Consider the following 17,107-nt stretch of genomic DNA (forward strand, 5'->3'; position numbering starts at 1 on the left):
GCCGTCGACGGCAACTACGACGACGTCAACCGCCTCGCCACCGAGCTCGCCGCCGAGCACGAGGAGTGGGCGTTCGTGAACGTCAACGTCCGGCCGTACTACGCCGAGGGCTCGAAGACGCTGGGCTTCGAGGTGGCCGAGCAGCTCGGCTGGCGCCTGCCGCAGCAGGTGGTGGTGCCGGTGGCGTCCGGCTCGCAGCTCACGAAGGTCGACAAGGGCTTCCAGGAGCTGGGCACGCTCGGCCTCGTCGACGCCACCCCGTACACGGTCTTCGGAGCGCAGGCCACGGGTTGCTCGCCGGTCGCGAAGGCCTTCGAGGACGGCCACGACGTCGTCCAGCCCGTGCGGCCGGACACGATCGCCCGCTCGCTCGCCATCGGCAACCCCGCCGACGGGCCGTACGTGCTGGACACCGTCCGCCGCACCGGCGGCGCGGTGACCCACGTCAGCGACGACGAAGTCGTCGAGGGCATCCGCCTGCTCGCGCGGACCGAGGGCGTCTTCGCCGAGACCGCGGGCGGCGTCACCGTCGCGTGCACGCGCAAGCTCGTCGCGGCCGGGCAGCTGGACCCGGACGCCGAGACCGTGCTCCTCATCACCGGCGACGGCCTCAAGACCCTCGACGCCGTGTCCGACCAGGTCGGACCGACCGCGACGGTGCCGTCGACGAGCAAGGCGGTGCGGGAAGCCCTCGCCGGGCGGGGCTGACCCGGGCCGGCTGACCCGGTCGGGGTGGGCGGGGCGCGGGGGCCCGCGGCACGCGGGGGCGCACGGCGACACGGCGGCGCACAGCAGCGCGCGGCGGCATACGGCGGCATACGGCGGCGCGGCGTTCACCGAGCCGCGCTCCGTGCACCGCCCCGCCGAGCCGCCCCGGCCCCTGCCCCTGGCCCCGCTTCGCCGCACGCCGGCCGCGCAGCCCGGCGCCGCACCCGGCCGCGTGGTAGCCCGCACCACCCCGCCTCGCAGACAACCGACACGCCTCGCAGACAACCGACACGCCTCGCAGAGGCCGCAGCGTCTGCGAGGCGTACCAGCGGTCTGCGAAGATCGCGCCCCACCCCGGCCGCGCGGCCCGGCGCCGCACCCGGCCGCGAATGGGAGCCGCACCGCGGGCCCACCGCGCGCCCGACCGCGCCGTGGCCTCCGGCGCGTTCACCGAGATGCGCCGTGCGGCCCCGTGCCGCGCTCCGCCCACCGCTGTGCACCGCCCCGCCGAGCCCCGCCTCGCAGACAACCGACACGCCTCGCAGGCGCTGCAGGCCCTGCGAGGCGTGCCAGCGGTCTGCGACGCGTGCCAGCGGTCTGCGCAGATTGCGCCGCAACCCCGCGTCGCAGGGCTGCAGCACGCACCGCAACCCGCCTCGCAGCCCGCGCCGGGCATCCGCGCGCTGCCCGCGGCCTCGCCCGTGCACCGCCCCGCCCCCACACCCGGCCTCGCAGAGGATCGACACGCCTCGCAGACGCCGCAGCCTCTGCGACGGGTGCGCAACCTCTGCGAGGCGCGCACGGGCCCTGCGACGCGTGCGCGCCTCTGCGAGGCGCGCGCATGGCCACGACGCCTCCCCGAGGTCTGCGAGGCCTGCCCAGGGTCTGCGGGGCAAAGCATCGGCCCCGCGAGCGCCGCCCCCATGACGTGCGCCCGCGGCGAGACCCGCGCCCGGCGCACCTGCGCCGGGCCCGGGCCCGGGCACCTGCAATCGGCCCCGCCGCCGCGACCAGGCGAGCCCCGCACCTGCGCCGGGCCCGGGCGCGAGCACCTGCAATCGGCCCCGCCGCCGCGGCCAGGCGAGCCCCGGACCGCCACCGGGCCCGGGCGCGAGCACCTGCGACGGCCCCGCCGCCGCGGCCGGGCGAGCCCCGGACCGCCGCCGCGGGGCCAGAAGCGGACCGCCGCCGTGGGGCCGGGAGCGGGTCGCCGCGGGCGACGACGACCAGGGCCCCCTGGCCGTCGTCGCCGACCGCGAGCGCGATGTCGCCTGCCTGGTCCGTGCGCCGCACCACCGCGCCGGCGCGGCCGAGCGCGTCGAGAAGCCGCATGTCGGGGTGGCGGTAGCGGTTGCCCGCGCCCACGCTGACCAGCACCGCGCGCGGGGCGACGGCCGCGAGGAACTCCGAGCTCGTGTAGCGGCTGCCGTGGTGGGGCATCTTGAGCACGTCCGCGCGCAGGGCCGTCCGCGCGTCGAGCAGGTCGGCCTGGGCGGCGAGCTCGACGTCCCCGGTGAGCAGCACGCTGCCCGCGGGCGTCTCGGCCCGCAGCACGAGCGAGGTGTCGTTGACGGCCGTCCCGTCGTCGGGATCGACGAGGTCGGGCACGTGGCGAGGGCCCAGCACGTCGACGGTCAGCGCGGGCCACACCAGCCGTCGCGCCGCACTGAGCTCGACCAGCGGCGCACCGGCCACCGCGGCGTGCCGCGCGACCTCCCGCAGCGCCCACCGGGGTTCGCGGGCCGGCCCGATCGCGACACCGGCCACCGCCCGCTCCCGCAGGGCCCCGGCCAGCCCGCCGACGTGGTCGGCGTGCAGGTGGCTGAGCACCACCAGGGCGAGGCCCTCGACGTCGAGCCGGTCCAGGCAGGCATCGACGGGACCCGGGTCCGGGCCGGTGTCGACCAGCACCACCCATCCGGGCCGTCCGGTCGCGAGCACGAGTGCGTCGCCCTGGCCGACGTCGCAGGCCACGACGGCCCAACCCGGAGGTGGCCACCCCGGTGGGACAACCCGGGTCGGCACGAGCACCAGCGCGAGGCCCACCGCGACCGCGAGCAGCAGCGCCCGCCGTCGCGGGTCCCGCCCGAACAGCAGGAGCAGCACCACCGCCGCGGCGAGCAGCAGCCCACCGCCGATCCCTCCCGGCCAGGGCAGAGTCGCGCCCGGCACCGCGGCGGCCCGGTCCGCGACCGCCACCAGCCAGGTGACCGCCGGTCCCGCAAGCCACGCGCACATCCGCGCCGGGATCTCGCCGAGCGGGGAGAGCACCGCAGCCAGCACGCCGAGCACGGTGGCGGGCGCGACCGCGGGCGCGGCGAGCAGGTTCGCGACGACCGTGACCAGCCCGACCTCCCCGCTCAGCCCGGCGATCACCGGCGCCGTCGCGAGATGGGCTGCTGTGGGGACGACGACCGCCTCGGCGATCCCTGCGGGGACGCCACGCGCCCGCAGCGCCGCGACCCAGCGCGGGGCGACGAGCACGAGCGCCCCGGTCGCGAGCACGGACAGTGCGAACCCCGGGTCGACGGCGAGCGCCGGATCGATCAGCAGCAGCGCGAGGACCGCCGCGGCGAGCGCGGGAACCGCGGATCGGCGCCGTCCCAGCGCCAGCGCGAGCAGCACGACCGCACCCATCGCGGCGGCCCGCACCACGCTCGGCGACGGCCGCGCCAGCAGCACGAACCCGGCCACCGCGAGCGCTCCGGCGGCCGCCGCCCAGCGGGGGTCGGTGCGCAGCAGGCGCAGGAGCCCCAGCACCGCCCCGGCCAGGATCGCGATGTTGGCCCCGGACACGGCCGTGAGGTGCGTCAGCCCGGCGGTACGGAAGTCGCGTTCCACCTCAGGGACCGACCTCGACGTGTCCCCCACCGCGAGCCCGGGCAGCAGGCCCGCCTCGGCCTGCGGCAGCACCTCGGCGGCCCGACGCAGCCCGTCCCGCAACGCCCCGGCTCCCGTCTGCCACCACGGAGGCGCAGTGACCTGCAGCGGTTCGCCGCGCACGCGCAACACCGCCACGGTGAGGTCGGCGCGGGCCGCGGGCGCGAGCAGACCCTCCGCGGTGACCTCCTGGCCCGGCAGCAGGCCCGTCCAGCCGTCGGCAGGGGCGAGGAGCAGCACGCGGCCGCCTGCGCGCCACTGCCCGTCGCCCGTGACCGCCGCGCGGAGCGAAGCGCGCACCAGCACCCGGGTGGCGGACCCGGCTCGGGCGCCGTAGCCACCGTCGCGCAGCGGCTGCGGATCGTCGGCGACGACGACACGCAGCGTCGCCGCGGCGCCCCGCTCGGCCGCGGGCACGAGCGGGTGGACCGCGGCGAGGAGCCCGTGGGTCGTGACGACCAGGCCCGCGGCGGCCGCGCACGCCGCGGCGGCGAGCACACCGGCGCCGGTGCGGGGTGTGAGCACCCGGGCGAAGACCGCCGCCCGGCCCCGACGGCGGGTGGTGAGCACGCCGACGTGCAGGGCACCGACCCCCTCCGCGGGCGCCCGGAGCCCGCGAGGAGAGCGACGGCGGCGTGTCCCGGCCGCGACGGCGGCGAGCACACCGGCCGCGACCGTCAGGGCGGCCGCAGGAAGCCACCCGGCGGCGAGGCCCGCGAGCACGGTCGCCCAGGCCGCGAGGGCACCGGGAACGAGCCGGAGGTCCGGCGGCGGGATCCCGGGGACGTCGGTGCCGGCTGCAGCCAGGTCCTCCACCCGGCACAGGCTCGGCGGCGCGGGCCCCCTCACGAGACTGTCACCAACGCCCTGAGCTGGGCGAACCGCCGCTCCCCTATCCCGTCCACCTCGCGTAGCTGCTCGACCCGGCGGAACGGGCCGTTGCGCGTGCGCCACTCGACGATCCGCTCCGCGGTGACCGGCCCGACCCCGGGCAACGTGTCGAGCTGCGCGGCAGTGGCGAGGTTGAGATCGATCAATCCCGCTCCGGGACCGGGCCCGCCCGGCGCCGCCGGTCCCGCGCCCGCCCCGCCCGGTGGGGCGACCCCCACGACGACCTGCTCACCGTCGGCGAGACGACGCGCGAGGTTCACGCCGGTCAGGTCGATCCCCGGCAGTGCCCCGCCCGCAGCCGTGACGGCGTCCGCGACCCGGGCCCCGTCCGGCAACGTGACCAGGCCCGGCGTGCGGACCTTGCCGGTCACGCTGACCACGATCGACCCCGTCGGGGCGGCCTCCCCGGCCGCCGCGCCGGTCGTGACGGCCGGCAGGGCGTCGACCGGCTCCGCCCGCGGCCGCTCCAGCCACACACCGGCCGCCGCGAGGACCGCCGCGGCAGCCGCCACGAGCGCCAGCGCCGTCGCCCCGGGACGGCCCGGATCCACGCGCGCCGCGATCGCGCCCGCGGGCGCGAACCGCCGCACCCACCTGCCCAGCCTGCCGACCAGGGAACCGCCCGGCGCGCCGACCGCGGGCACGACGGGCAGGGGGATCGTCGGCGGATCGGACCGCTGCGCTCCACCTGGCGACACCGGCGGCACCGGCGCTCCGTGTCCCCGGCGCGCGGCGACGCCACGCCTCCCGTCCCCACTCCGTGGCGGCACGCGCCACCGGACGAGGGCGGCGAGCCGCACGCTGGCTTCGCGCACGCTCCGGACGCTAGGTGCGCGAAGCCACCACGGACGGACGGATCGTCGATCTGTGGACAGCTCCGGACGAGGTGGACAACTCACCTCCCCTCACGGTGACCCGCTCAGCCCTCCGGCACCACGACCACTCCGAGCAGCCCCGCCCCCGCGTGCGCCCCGATCACGGCCCCGATCTCGGAGACGACGAGGCGCCGCATCCGCGGCAGGTGCGTGCGCAGGTCCGCGGCCAGCGACTCGGCCCGTTCCGGGGCACCGAGATGGTGGACGGCGACGTCTACCGGCCCGGATCCCGCGGCCGCGACGGCGAGCTCGCGGAGCCGCTGCGCCGCCCGCGCCGTGGTCCGCACCTTCTCCAGCGGCACGATCCGGCCGTCCTCGACGTGCAGCAGCGGCTTCACCGACAGCGCCGTCCCGACCAGGGCGGCGGTCGCCCCGATGCGCCCACCGCGGCGGAGCCGGTCGAGCGTGTCGACGCTGAAGAACACCCGGCAACGGCGGGCGACGTCGGCGGCCGCCTCTTCCACGGCCGCCCCGTCGGCCCCGGCGTCGGCGGCGTCGGCCGCGGCGAGGACGGCGTAGCCGAGCCCCATGGCGGCGGACCGCGAGTCGACGACGCGGACGCGCTCGGGCCCCACCTCGTCGGCCGCGATCCGCGCCGCCTCCCAGGTGCCCGACAGCTCCCGCGAGATGTGCACCGAGACGACGCCACGCGCGCCGGCGTCGAGCGCCTCCCGGTAGCAGGCGGCGAACTCGGCCGGGTTGGGGCGCGAGGTCTGGACGTCGAGCTGCCGGTCCGCGAGCGCGGTGATCAGCTCGGCCGTGGTGACGTCGACGCCCTCGCGACCGACGCGCTCACCCAACCGCACCTCCAGCGGGACGACCCGGATGCCCCGCTCGGCGACGGCGTCGTCGGGCAGGTAGGCGGTGGAGTCCGTCACGATCGCGATGCGGGAGTCCGTCCGGGGAGCGCTCGGCACGACGCGCCACCCTAGTCCGGGGACGACCACTCCGGTTCGCGCGTTCCCCGGTCCTCCAGGGCGTCCCCGACGACCCGCAACCAGCGGGTGATCCCGATGCCCTGCAGGAAGGCCACGTCGTGGCTCGCGACGACCAGCGCACCCCGGTGGGCGGCGAGCGCCTCGCGCAGCCGCCGCGCACTCGCGAGGTCCAGGTTGTTGGTGGGCTCGTCGAGCAGGAGCAGCTGCGGCGCCGGCGTGGCGAGCAACAGCGCCGCGAGGGTCGCGCGGAAACGTTCGCCGCCGGAGAGCGCGGCCACCGGCCGGTCGGCGCGCTCACCCCGGAAGAGGAAACGGGCCAGCCGGGCGCGGATCTCGGTGGCGTCCGCGTCGGGGGCGAATCGGGCGACGTTGGCGGCCACGCCGAGCCGACCGTCCAGCAGGTCCAGCCGCTGCGGCAGGTAGCGCAGCGGCACGGTGGCGCGCACCTCCCCACTGCGGGGCGCGAGCCGGCCCGCCACGGTCTCCAGCAGGGTCGTCTTGCCGCTGCCGTTCGCCCCGACCAGCGCGATCCGTTCGGGCCCGCGCACGTCGAGAACGGGGATGCGCAGGCCGTTGCGCAGCACCGCGTCACGAACGGCGAGCACGGTGCGGCCGGCCGGCAGCGCCGTCGCGGGCAGGTCGACACGGATCTCGTCGTCGTCACGCACCGCGCTCTCGGCGGCCGTGAGGCGTTCGCGTGCGTCCTCGAGCCTCTCGGTGTGCAGGATGCGGTGCTTGCCCGCCGACACCTCGGCCGCCCGCTTGCGCGCCCCCATGATGATCTTTGGTTCGCGCTTGTTCGCCCACATCTTGCGGCCGTAGCGGCGGCGGCGGTCCAGCGTGACGCGCGCGTGCGCCAGCTCCCTGGCCTGGCGCCGGACGTCCGACTCCGCGGCGCGTACCCCCCGCTGCGCAGCCTCCTGCTCCTCGGCGAGCGCGGCCTCGTAGTCGTCCAGGTCGCCACCGAACAGCCGGACGCCCCCGTCGCGCAGCTCCGCGACCTGGTCGACCAGCCCGAGCAGCGCCCGGTCGTGGCTCACCACGAGCAGCACCCCCGGCCAGGCCAGGACGGCCTCGCGGAGGCGGTGGCGGGCGGCGAGATCGAGGTTGTTCGTCGGCTCGTCGAGCAGCAGCACGCCGGGACGGCGGACGAACTGCGCGGCCAGCCAGAGCAGGACCGCCTCCCCACCGGAGACCTCGCCGACCCGGCGGTCCAGCCCGACGTGCGCGAGCCCGAGCCGGTCCAGGGCCGCGCGGGCCCGCTCCTCGGCGTCCCAGTCCGCGCCGACGGTCTCGAAGTCGGCGGGATCGGTGCTGCCGGCCTCGATCGCGCGCAGGGCGCGACGGGCCGCGGCGATGCCCAGGACCTCGTCGACGGGCAGCCGCGGGTCGAGCGTGAGGTCCTGGCGGAGGTGGCCGAGCCCGCCGTCGACCCGGATCGTGCCCCGCGCGGGCGTCAGCTCGCCGGCGATCAGCCGCAGCAGGGTGGACTTGCCCGAGCCGTTCGCCCCGACGAGCCCGGTGCGGCCGGGGCCGAGGGTGAGATCGAGACCGTCGAGGACGATCTCGCCGTCGGACCAGGTGAAGGCGACGTCAGACATCACGAGGGATGACATGCGGGGACTCCGGAACCAGCGCGGGGACGGGTGGACGGGTCTCAGATCCGCATGACCACCACCGTACGCGAGGCCGCCAGCGGTTTAGCGCAGCAGCGGTCCCAGGAGCTCGGCGAGGGCCCGCCCGACGGCCGCGTGGCCCTCCCAGCCCCAGTGCATGCCGTCGGGGTTGCCGCGGCCGGACAGGACGTGCGCGCCGACGACGGCGTGCAGGTCCAGCAGGGCGACGTCGCGCGGCCCCGCCCAGGCGCGGACGGACCGCTCGGCCGGGATGCGGCCGGGATGGACGTCGCCGTACTCCGTGGCCCGGTGGGGTGGCGGCAGGACCGCGACGACGGGCAGGCCCGGGCGCAGGGCATGCACGGCCGCCCGGCAGCGTTCGAGATGGGCGACGGTGAGCCGCGGCGGCAGCGCCACCGGGCCGCCGCCGGGGAGCCGGGCGAAGGCCCGGGAGAGCCCCGGCTGGGCTCTGCGGTAGGCGGTCCGGACGGCGCTGCGCAGCGCGGGCGGGCGCAGCACCGGGATCAGCTCGCGCAGCGCGGTGGGGAGCGGCGAGGGCAGCGTGTCCATCCCGCCCACGCCGAGGACCAGCGCGTCCACCCGGGGCATCAGCGCCCAGACGCGCGGATCCCCGGCGAGGGCGCGCCAGGCGTGGCGGGCCGTCCAGCCGATCCCGGCGACGAGCTCGGCACGTCCGCCGAGGGCGGTGGCGGCGACGTTCGGCCACAGGCGCGCGTCGTCGGCGGGTTCGGCCCGCTCGGGGCCGTGGAAGGCCAGGGAGTCCGCGAGGACGAGCAGGACCGGCCCCGGCACGTCAGGTGCCGACGTTGTACCCGGTGAGCCGCCAGCGGGGGTGGTCGTCGCGGCGGGCGAGCATCGCCCAGCGGCAGTTGCCGATGCCGCCGATGGCGGGCCAGGCGACGATCGGCAAGGCGAGCAGCCCGCTGACCAGCCCCGCGATCATGCCGCCGTGCGCGACGACGACGGCGGTGGCCGACGGTGGGCCGTCGAACTCGGCGTCCAGCTCGTCCACGACGGGCATGGCGCGGCGCACCACGTCGATGCGGGACTCACCACCGGGCGGGGTCCACGCCGGGTCGGAGCGCCAGAGCGCGATCGCACCCGGCCAATCCTGCTCGACCTCGGTGACGGACAGGCCCTGCCACTCGCCGAGATGGGTCTCGCGCAGCCGCGCGTCGACCTTCACCGGCAGGCCGGTCGCCGCCGCCACGGCGTCCGCGGACTCCACGGCACGCAGCAGGTCCGAGCTGACCAGCCGGGCGGGCTCCATGGACGCGAGCACGGGTGCGACGCGGGCGGCCTGCTCGCGGCCCGCGTCGGTGAGCACGGACTCGAGGTGGCCCTGCATCTTCCCGGCCACGTTGTAGTCGGTCTGCCCGTGGCGGAGGAGGACCAGGCGGCGCAGCGTCACGGGACGATCACCACTGCTCGTCGTCGGCATCACCGGCACCGCCGGGCGTCACGACGGCCTCGGGGAACTCGATCATCGGGCAGTCCTTCCAGAGCCGGTCCAGGCCGTAGAACCCGCGGGCCTCGACGTGCTGGACGTGCACGACGACGTCGACGTAGTCCAGGAGCACCCAGCCGCCCTCCTTGGTGCCCTCCCGGCGGGTGGGCTTGACGTCGCGCTCGCGCAGCTTCTCCTCGATCGCGTCGACGATGGCCTGGCCCTGCCGCTCGTTGGCTGCGGACGCGATGACGAAGCAGTCGGTGATGACCAGCTGGTCGGAGACGTCGAGCACGACGATGTCGCGTGCCTTCTTGTCCGCGGCCGCGGCCACGGCGACCCGGGCCAGCTCGAGCGCGTGGTCGGTTGCGGTCACCCTTCCTCGCCTTCCCGGCCCGCCGCGGTGGACGTGCCGTCGGCGCTCAGTCTCGCAGCCCGCGCGCCCGGTGCCGCGAGCGGCCGCCGGAGCTGCGCGAACGGCACGTACTGGAGCTAGGTCTTGCCATTCGGGCCGTTCGCGCGGGGGCGGGGCGACGGGGCGGGGGCGGGGGCGGGGGCGGGGCGACGGGGCGGGGGCGGGGCGACGGGCCGGGCCCATCCCGGATCACCCTGGGTCGGCAACGGTGACCACCCGCTGTCAGAATGCCCACAGCACCAGCTCGGCGCCCGGTCGCGACGGCGCCCGGATCCCCGGAGGGCGCATCACGGGATGACGATCGCCGCGCACCGGGCGCCTCATGCGTCCGCGACCGCGTCGGTGCAGCGCCACCTGCGCCGCACCGTCGCGTTGCTGCGCGCACCCCACCGACCGGCCGTCCCGGGGTTCCGTCCGGAGCTGCACGGCCTGCGCGCGGTCGCGGTGGCCCTCGTCGTCGCCTACCACGTGTGGTTCGGCCGGATCTCCGGCGGCGTCGACGTGTTCTTCGTGATCACCGGCTTCCTGCTGGTGGGACGCCTCGCGCGGGCCGCGCCCGCGGGGCCGCTGCCGCTGGCCCGGATGTGGGCGCGCAACGCCGCCCGGCTGGTCCCCGCCGCGGCCGCCGTGCTGCTCGGCACGCTCCTGATCGCCGCGTTCGTGCTGCCCAGCGGCCGCCTGCCGCAGACGCTGCGCGAGGTCGTCGCGTCGCTGCTGTTCGTGGAGAACTGGCAGCTCGCGGCGGACGCCGTCGACTACGAGGCCCGCAACAACACCAGCAGCGTCGTCCAGCACTTCTGGTCGCTGTCCATCCAGGGCCAGGTGCTGCTGCTGTTCCCGCTGCTCGTCGCCGCGGTCGCGGCGGCGGGACGGGGGCCGCGGCTGCGCGTGCGCCTCGCGGTCACCCTGTCCGCGCTCACCGCGGCCTCACTCGCGTTCTCCGTCGCCCTCACCGCCACCGACCAGCCACTGGCCTACTTCCACACCCTCACCCGGCTGTGGGAGTTCGGCCTCGGCGGGCTGCTCGCGCTCGGCATCTCCCGCGTCGTCCTGCCCGCCCGGACCCGCGCCGTCCTGGGCTGGACGGGCCTGGTCGGGCTCGTCGCCTGCGGCGCGGCGCTGCAGGTCGGTGCGGTGTTCCCCGGGATCGCGGCGCTGTGGCCGACGGGCTGCGCGCTGCTCGTGCTCGTCGCGGGCACCACGGGCCTGGGCTGGGGTGCGGACCGCTGGCTCGACACCCGCCCCGTCCGCTACCTCGGCGACCTCAGCTACTGCCTCTACCTGTGGCACTGGCCGCTGCTCATGTTCGTGCTGGTCGCGACGGGTGAGCCGCACGCGGGCCTGGTCTCGGGGCTCGGCATCGTCGCGGTGTCCCTGGTGCTCGCCGCCGCCACCCACCACCTCGTCGAGCGGCCGTCGGGCACGCGGGTCGCCACCGTGGGCGCCGTCGCCGTGCTCGCCGCCGGCACCACCTGGTACGCCGTGCTCGCCGCCGCCGCGAGCGTGCCCGCCCTCCACGAGGATCACCACCCCGGGGCCCTCGCGCTGTCCGGGGCGGTGCAGGTGGCGCCGGCCGAGGTCGCGCCACCCTTCACCGCCGTCTACGACGACTGGATCCACACCGAGCACTGGGACTGCGTCCCGATCTCCGGCGCCGAGTACGACACCGACACCGCATGCACGCAACCCGTCGAGGCCCCGCCGAAGCGGCGGATCGTCCTCGCGGGCGACTCCCACGCCCAGCAGTTCCTCGGCGCGTTGCTGCCGCTCGCGGCGCATCACGGCTGGCAGGTCACCTCGATGCTGAAGGGTGCCTGCCCCCTGGACGCCGACGCGGTCGACTCGAGCTGCCAGCACTGGAACGACGTGGTCCTGGCCGAGATCGACCGCCTCCGACCGGACGCCGTGGTCACCATCGGCACGCGCAACGTCCACCCCGGGCTCACCGAGGAGCTTCCCCCCGGCTACCTGACGCAGTGGGAGCGGCTGGGCGCGCTGGGCATGCCCGTCGTCGCCGTCCGCGACAACCCCCGCTTCCCGCACTCCCCACCGGACTGCCTGCAGCTGCGCGGGCGCGAGGACCCAGGGTGCGGCGTGGCCAGGGACGACGTGTACGCGGCCCCGCCGCCGTGGACGCGCACCCCGCTACCGGCCAACGTCGGGTTCCTCGACACCGCGGACCTGCTCTGCGACGCGTCGACCTGCCCGGCCGAGGCAGGCAACGTCCTGGTGTACATGGACGACAACCACCTCTCCGGCACGTACGCGGCCACGATGGCGCCGCTGGTCGACCAGCCGCTGCGCGACCTGCTGGGCTGGTGACCTACCGGTAGAGCCTCGCCTTCGAGATGTACTGCACCACCCCGTCGGGGACGAGGTACCAGACCGGGCGCCCCTCGGCGACCCGGCGGCGGCAGTCCGTGGACGAGATCGCCATCGCGGGCACCTCGACGAGGCTCACCACCCCGTGCGGCAGGTGGTCGTCGCCGAGCTCGTAGCCCGGCCGCGTGACGCCGATGAAGTGCGCGTAGCGGAACACCTCGTCCACGTCACGCCACGACAGGATCTGGGCCAGCGCGTCCGCACCGGTGATGAAGAACAGCTGCGCGTCCGGCTCGGCTGTGTGCAGCTCCGACAGCGTGTCCACGGTGTAGGTGGGGCCGGGCCGGTCGATGTCGATGCGGCTCACCGTGAACCGGGGGTTGGACGCCGTCGCCACCACCGTCATGAGGTAGCGGTCCTCGGCGCGGCTCACCTCGCGCTCCGACTTCTGCCAGGGCTGCCCCGTCGGGACGAACACGACCTCGTCCAGGTCGAACCGGTCCGCCACCTCGCTGGCGGCGACGAGATGGCCGTGATGGATCGGGTCGAACGTCCCGCCCATCACCCCGATCCTGCGCGTCACCGGCGCAGCCTAGATCAGGGCGGCCTCACCGGTCGTAGGCGTGGCGGAACTGCACGCTGATCCGCGGCGGCGCGGCGCGCACCTTCGGGACGGCGTGCTGCCACGTCCGCTGGCAGGAACCGCCGAGGACGAGCAGGTCGCCCGGGCCGGGCCGGTAGCCGACTGCCGTGCCGCCGCCCTTCGGGCGCAGGCGGAACGGGCGCACCCCGCCCAGCGAGACCAGCGCGACGACGGCCTCGGGCAGCTCCCGGGCGACCCGGTCGCCGTGCCAGGCGACGCTGTCCGCGCCGTCACGGTAGAGGTTCGCCCCGGTCTGCGTGAACTCGACGCCGTAGCGCTCCCCCAGCAGCCGGGCCATGTCCAGCAGCTCGGCGGGGGCGGCGGGTTCCTCCCCGGCGTGCCAGCGGTGGGTGAGGCGCGGCTCGGTGACCGTCCGGTCGTACATGTGGACGTCGCGGCCCCGCCACGGCACGTCCCGCAGGAGCCGCTCGAACAGCGCGTCCGCGCCGCGGCACCAACCCGGCACGTGGTCGACCCACGCGCCGTCACCGAGCTCGCGGCGGACGAGCCCGCGGAACGACGCGTCGACCTCGATCGCGCCGCCGTCGAACAGCGACGGCTGCCAGGCGAGGTTCACCCGTCCGATGCTAGGACGGCGCGGCCGCGAGCGGTGCCTGCTCGGCCGCCAGCAGGAGCTGCGGGAGCGGGATGTCCGGGGCCGTGAGCCGGGCCGCGGCGGCCCGGCGGGGCGACGGGGCCACCGGTTCGTCGACCGACGCGGCCGGTCCGGACGCGACGTCCGGCCGGACGGTCGGCGCAGGCGCAGCGGCGGGCAGCGTCATCGGCGCCTGCGGCGGGAGATCCGCGGGTGGGATCGTCGCGGGTCGGATCGGCACGGGCGGGATCGGCACGGGCGGGATCGGCACGGGCGGGATGGGCACGGGCGGGATGGGCACGGCCGCGGCGGGGGCCGCCTCCGGCGGGGCCGGCCACACCGATTGCGGCACCGGCTGTGCCATCGGCTGCCAGGCGGGCTGTGCAACAGGCTGTGCCACCGGGGGTGCGACCGACCGCCAGCCAGGTTGTGCCACCGGCTGCGCGGCCACCGCCGCCCATGCCGGATGCGGTACCGCGGCGACCGGCTGCGAGAAGGGCTGCGCAACGGTGGCGGGCGCCCGCTGGGGGATCCCCCCGACGGGCGCGACCTGCAGCCCGCCGTCCGGCGCAACCGGTAGCGCCGCGAGCCCACCCGGCGAGCCCACACCTGCCGGCGCCGGCCGCTGCCACCGTCCACTGCGGTACAGCATGACGGCGGCGAGCACCCACACCGGCACGAACACGAGGTTCAGCACCGACCCGGCACCGAACGCGAGGGCGAACTGGCCGACCGTGTTGGCCGCCGGGGCTGCCACCTCCTCCGCGTCGCCCGCCCCACCACCGAGCACGACGATCAGGCCGTTGTACGAGGCGTGTGCGACGGTGACGATCAGCAAGCCCGTGAGCGGCGCGAACCGCAGCCAGGCTCGCCTGCCGGGCTGGCGGGTGAGCCCGAGGAAGAGCCCGAAGAGCCCCGTCCACAGCGCGTGCCCACCCAGTGCGAGCAGGGCGAATCGTGCCCCGAACTGCGTGGCCCACGGTGCGACGCCCGAGTCGGCGGCACCGTTGACGATGTACGTCGCCGTCTCGGCCCAGTTGAAGCCCAGTCCGACCAGCGCGCCGATCACGAACCCGTCCCGCGAGCCGCGGACGTGGCGGGCGCACAGCACGAACGCGAGCAGCACCCCGAGCGCCTTGAGCGGCTCCTCGACGGGCCCGGCGAGCGGCGGACCGGCCAGCGCGACGGCGCCGTCGGAGATCGGGGCGAGGATCAGCGCGTCGACCGCGGTGTTCACCCAGCCCGCGGTCTCGGCCGCGACGAGGCCACCCCAGCCGAACGCGGCCGCGTACAGCCACAGCGGCGCGGGGTTGCGGCGGCCGAGGAACCGGATCACCGCGACCGGGAGCAGCGATGCGGCGAGCCCGACGAGCAGGGCGATGCCGTACTCGTCCAGCAGCCCGATCCCGCCCAGCCCGAGCAGGCCGAGCGCGAACGACGCCGCGCAGAGCGACACCAGCAGCCCGACGGCGGCCAGGCCGACGGTCCGGCCGACCCGGCGCGGGGCCGGTGCGGAGGGTGCCGGCGGGGGCGGGAGCTGCGGGGCATGGGCGGACCAGGGCGCCGGGAAGGGGGGCGCAGCCGCGACCGGGTGCAGGGGTGGAGACGCGGTGACACTGGTCATGGGGGCTCCTCCGCCGGGTGTCACCTCACTGTGGCGCCGGCGGTGGGCCGCCGACAGCGAGCGGGCCCCAGGCGCGACAGGGGCGGCCCCCCGGGCCGAGGTGGGGCTCTCCCCACGTCCGCCCACACCCGCGCTGTCAGACCGGCAGCAGCGACTCCACGACCACTGCGAGCTGCCCCGCCGTCCGGCACTCGTGCATCTGCACGACGCCGGCGTAGCGCAGAGCGTCGGAGTCGCCCGTTCCCCAGAGCCGCCGCGGTTCCGGGTTGAGCCAGTGGGCGTGTCGGGCCTGGCCGGCGAGCCGCTGGAGGACGGCGAGGTTGGGGTCGCGGTAGTTGGTGCGGCCGTCGCCGAGCACGAGGAGCGACGTCCTCGGTCCCACGGACCCGCCCCAGAACTCGGCGAAGCCGCCGAACGAGCTGCCGTAGTCGCTGTGGCCGTCGAACGTGACGAGATCGGCCTCGCGCAGGACCCGCGACATGACCCCCGAGAGCTCGGCTCCGGGCGCGAACAGGTGCGTGACCTCGTCGGCCCGTTCCACGAACGCGAACACCCGAACCTTCGAGAACTGCTCGCGCAGGGCCTGGACCAGCAGCAACGTGAAGTGGCTGAAGCCGGCCACCGAGCCGGAGACGTCGCAGAGCACCACCAGCTCCGGGCGGCCGGGCCGACGCGTGCGGTACGCCGGGCGCATCGGCACCCCGCCGGTGGACATCGAGCGGCGCAGCGTGCGGCGCATGTCGAGGGTGCCCCGCCGGGCGTGGCGGCGGCGCACGGCCAGCCGCGACGCGAGGCGGCGGGCCAGCGGCTGCACGGTGCGGCGCAGCTGGGCGAGCTGGTCGGCGTGTGCGGACAGGAACTCGACCTGCTCCACCTGCTTCGCCACGGCCGTGCGCGCGACCTGCTCGCGACCCCGCTGCTCGGCTGTGCGCCGGCGCACCTCGTCGGTGATCATCGTGCGGAAGGCGGCGATCCGCGCGCGGATCTCGCGGCGGAGGACCTCCTCCTCGAACGGGCCGGCGTCCGGGCCGCGGAGATCGGCGAGGATCCGGGCCAGCAGCGTCTCCGGGGACAGCAACCGCAGGGCCTGATAGGCCGACCAGCTCGGTGGCGCACCCGCGCCGCGTCCACCCGGGCCACCGGCACCCGCGCGCCCCAGCGCGTCCACGACGGCGCGCGCCAGCTCCGCGAGGGCCTGGGTGTCGCCGTCGCGCAGCAGGCCCGCGAGGACGTCGCGCAGCGCGTCCACGTCGACGGGACCGCCGTCCGCGTCGTCGATACGCGGCACCTCCACCTCGCCGACGCCCGCACCGAGCACCGCAGGGAAGTACAGGTCGAACAGCGTGTCGAACGCCTGGCGCTGCCCGGACCGGCGCAGGAGCGCCGCCGCGAGCCCTTCACGCAGGTGCTCGCGGTGCATCAGGTCCAGCACCGCGACGACCTGCGCGGCGTCGATCGTCTCCCCCGGACCCACCGCAACGCCGTGGCGGCGCAACGCGGCGACGAACTCGACCAGGTGGCCGGGCAGGCCGTGTGGCGAGCCGATCGCGGGCGGGGCGCTGTTCACCAGGCCATCATGCGCCATGACCCCGACAGCCTCACCCCGATGCGTCCTGACCTGCGCCGATCCGGACGAGCGACCACGGTGGCGCGGTCGCGGCGCCGGTCATCGGCTCGCGAGGTAGCAGTCCCGCAGGACCCCGCTCTCCAGCTCCACCTCCTCGATCCGGCTCTTCACGACGTCGCCGATGCTGACCAGGCCGGCGAGCCGCCCGTCGTCGACCACCGGCAGGTGCCGGAACCGCCCGAGCGTCATCCGCCGCATGAGGTCGTTGACCGTGTCGCCGGGTGCGCAGACCTCGACGCGGCGCGTCATGAGATCCGCCACCGTCAGCGCGACGACGGCCCCGCCGTGCACGTGCATCCCCCGCACGAGGTCGCGCTCGGAGAGCATGCCGACGACCTCCCCCATCACGTCCGTGACGACCAGGGCCCCGATCGACGGCCCGGCGAGCGCTTCCGCGGCGGCGGCGATCGTCGCCGCCGGGTGGATGGTGTGGACGTGGTGGCCCTTCTTCCGGAGCAGTGCGGAGACCATCATCGGCGGTGTTCCTCCAGGGTGTTCCGAGACC

The 17,107-nt window shown here is 76.3% G+C and carries 14 protein-coding genes; 2 read left to right on the forward strand and 12 right to left on the reverse strand.

The genetic code is table 11. The annotated features are described in order from the left end of the window. On the forward strand, positions 1–708 hold a 708-nt coding region (thrC, locus tag AB7J25_RS05085), incomplete at its 5' end, for a threonine synthase (RefSeq protein WP_428505541.1). 447 nt (positions 709–1,155) lie between these two features. Here thrC and AB7J25_RS05090 read toward each other — a convergent pair. The 7 genes from AB7J25_RS05090 to rsfS form a co-directional block, all read right to left on the reverse strand. After that, complete coding sequence (locus tag AB7J25_RS05090; RefSeq protein WP_428505543.1) at positions 1,156–4,404, reverse strand: ComEC/Rec2 family competence protein; 3,249 nt, start codon at positions 4,402–4,404, stop codon at positions 1,156–1,158. A gap of 29 nt (positions 4,405–4,433) precedes the next feature. After that, positions 4,434–5,177, reverse strand: coding sequence for a helix-hairpin-helix domain-containing protein (locus tag AB7J25_RS05095; protein WP_428505545.1), 744 nt, complete (start codon positions 5,175–5,177; stop codon positions 4,434–4,436). Between the two features lie 221 nt (positions 5,178–5,398). Beyond that, positions 5,399–6,271 (reverse strand): DegV family protein, encoded by an 873-nt coding sequence (locus AB7J25_RS05100; protein WP_428505546.1) that lies wholly within the window; start codon positions 6,269–6,271, stop codon positions 5,399–5,401. Positions 6,272–6,282: 11 nt separating this feature from the next. Further along, entirely contained in the window at positions 6,283–7,893 is a 1,611-nt protein-coding gene (locus AB7J25_RS05105) for an ABC-F family ATP-binding cassette domain-containing protein (RefSeq protein ID WP_428505548.1), read from the reverse strand. 99 nt (positions 7,894–7,992) lie between these two features. Continuing rightward, complete coding sequence (octT, locus tag AB7J25_RS05110) at positions 7,993–8,721, reverse strand: diglucosylglycerate octanoyltransferase (RefSeq protein ID WP_428505550.1); 729 nt, start codon at positions 8,719–8,721, stop codon at positions 7,993–7,995. Between the two features lies 1 nt (position 8,722). Continuing rightward, complete coding sequence (locus AB7J25_RS05115; protein ID WP_428505552.1) at positions 8,723–9,340, reverse strand: histidine phosphatase family protein; 618 nt, start codon at positions 9,338–9,340, stop codon at positions 8,723–8,725. 7 nt (positions 9,341–9,347) lie between these two features. Beyond that, the gene (rsfS, locus tag AB7J25_RS05120) at positions 9,348–9,752 is read right to left on the reverse strand and encodes a ribosome silencing factor (RefSeq protein WP_428505554.1); all 405 of its coding nucleotides are present in this window, start codon (positions 9,750–9,752) and stop codon (positions 9,348–9,350) included. Positions 9,753–10,085: 333 nt separating this feature from the next. On the opposite strand from rsfS, the gene AB7J25_RS05125 reads away from it, so the two are divergent. Beyond that, positions 10,086–12,113, forward strand: coding sequence for an acyltransferase family protein (locus tag AB7J25_RS05125; RefSeq protein WP_428505556.1), 2,028 nt, complete (start codon positions 10,086–10,088; stop codon positions 12,111–12,113). A 1-nt stretch (position 12,114) separates the two neighbouring features. Here AB7J25_RS05125 and nadD read toward each other — a convergent pair whose 3' ends face one another. The 5 genes from nadD to AB7J25_RS05150 all read right to left on the reverse strand — a co-directional run bounded on the left by nadD (position 12,115) and on the right by AB7J25_RS05150 (position 17,076). Then, positions 12,115–12,696: a nicotinate-nucleotide adenylyltransferase gene (gene nadD, locus AB7J25_RS05130; RefSeq protein WP_428505558.1), complete on the reverse strand. Its 582-nt coding sequence runs from the start codon at positions 12,694–12,696 to the stop codon at positions 12,115–12,117. A 25-nt stretch (positions 12,697–12,721) separates the two neighbouring features. Then, on the reverse strand, positions 12,722–13,333 hold the full coding sequence (locus tag AB7J25_RS05135) for an alpha-ketoglutarate-dependent dioxygenase AlkB (protein ID WP_428505560.1): 612 nt from the start codon (positions 13,331–13,333) through the stop codon (positions 12,722–12,724). Between the two features lie 10 nt (positions 13,334–13,343). Continuing rightward, positions 13,344–14,975, reverse strand: a complete 1,632-nt coding sequence (locus AB7J25_RS05140) for a PrsW family glutamic-type intramembrane protease (protein ID WP_428505562.1) — start codon at positions 14,973–14,975, stop codon at positions 13,344–13,346. A gap of 136 nt (positions 14,976–15,111) precedes the next feature. Beyond that, positions 15,112–16,542, reverse strand: a complete 1,431-nt coding sequence (locus tag AB7J25_RS05145; protein ID WP_428505563.1) for a vWA domain-containing protein — start codon at positions 16,540–16,542, stop codon at positions 15,112–15,114. Positions 16,543–16,641: 99 nt separating this feature from the next. Further along, positions 16,642–17,076 (reverse strand): CBS domain-containing protein, encoded by a 435-nt coding sequence (locus AB7J25_RS05150; protein WP_428505565.1) that lies wholly within the window; start codon positions 17,074–17,076, stop codon positions 16,642–16,644. Between the last annotated feature and the right edge of the window lie 31 nt (positions 17,077–17,107).

This window comes from Pseudonocardia sp., assembly GCF_050246655.1.
Lineage (GTDB): Bacteria > Actinomycetota > Actinomycetes > Mycobacteriales > Pseudonocardiaceae > Pseudonocardia.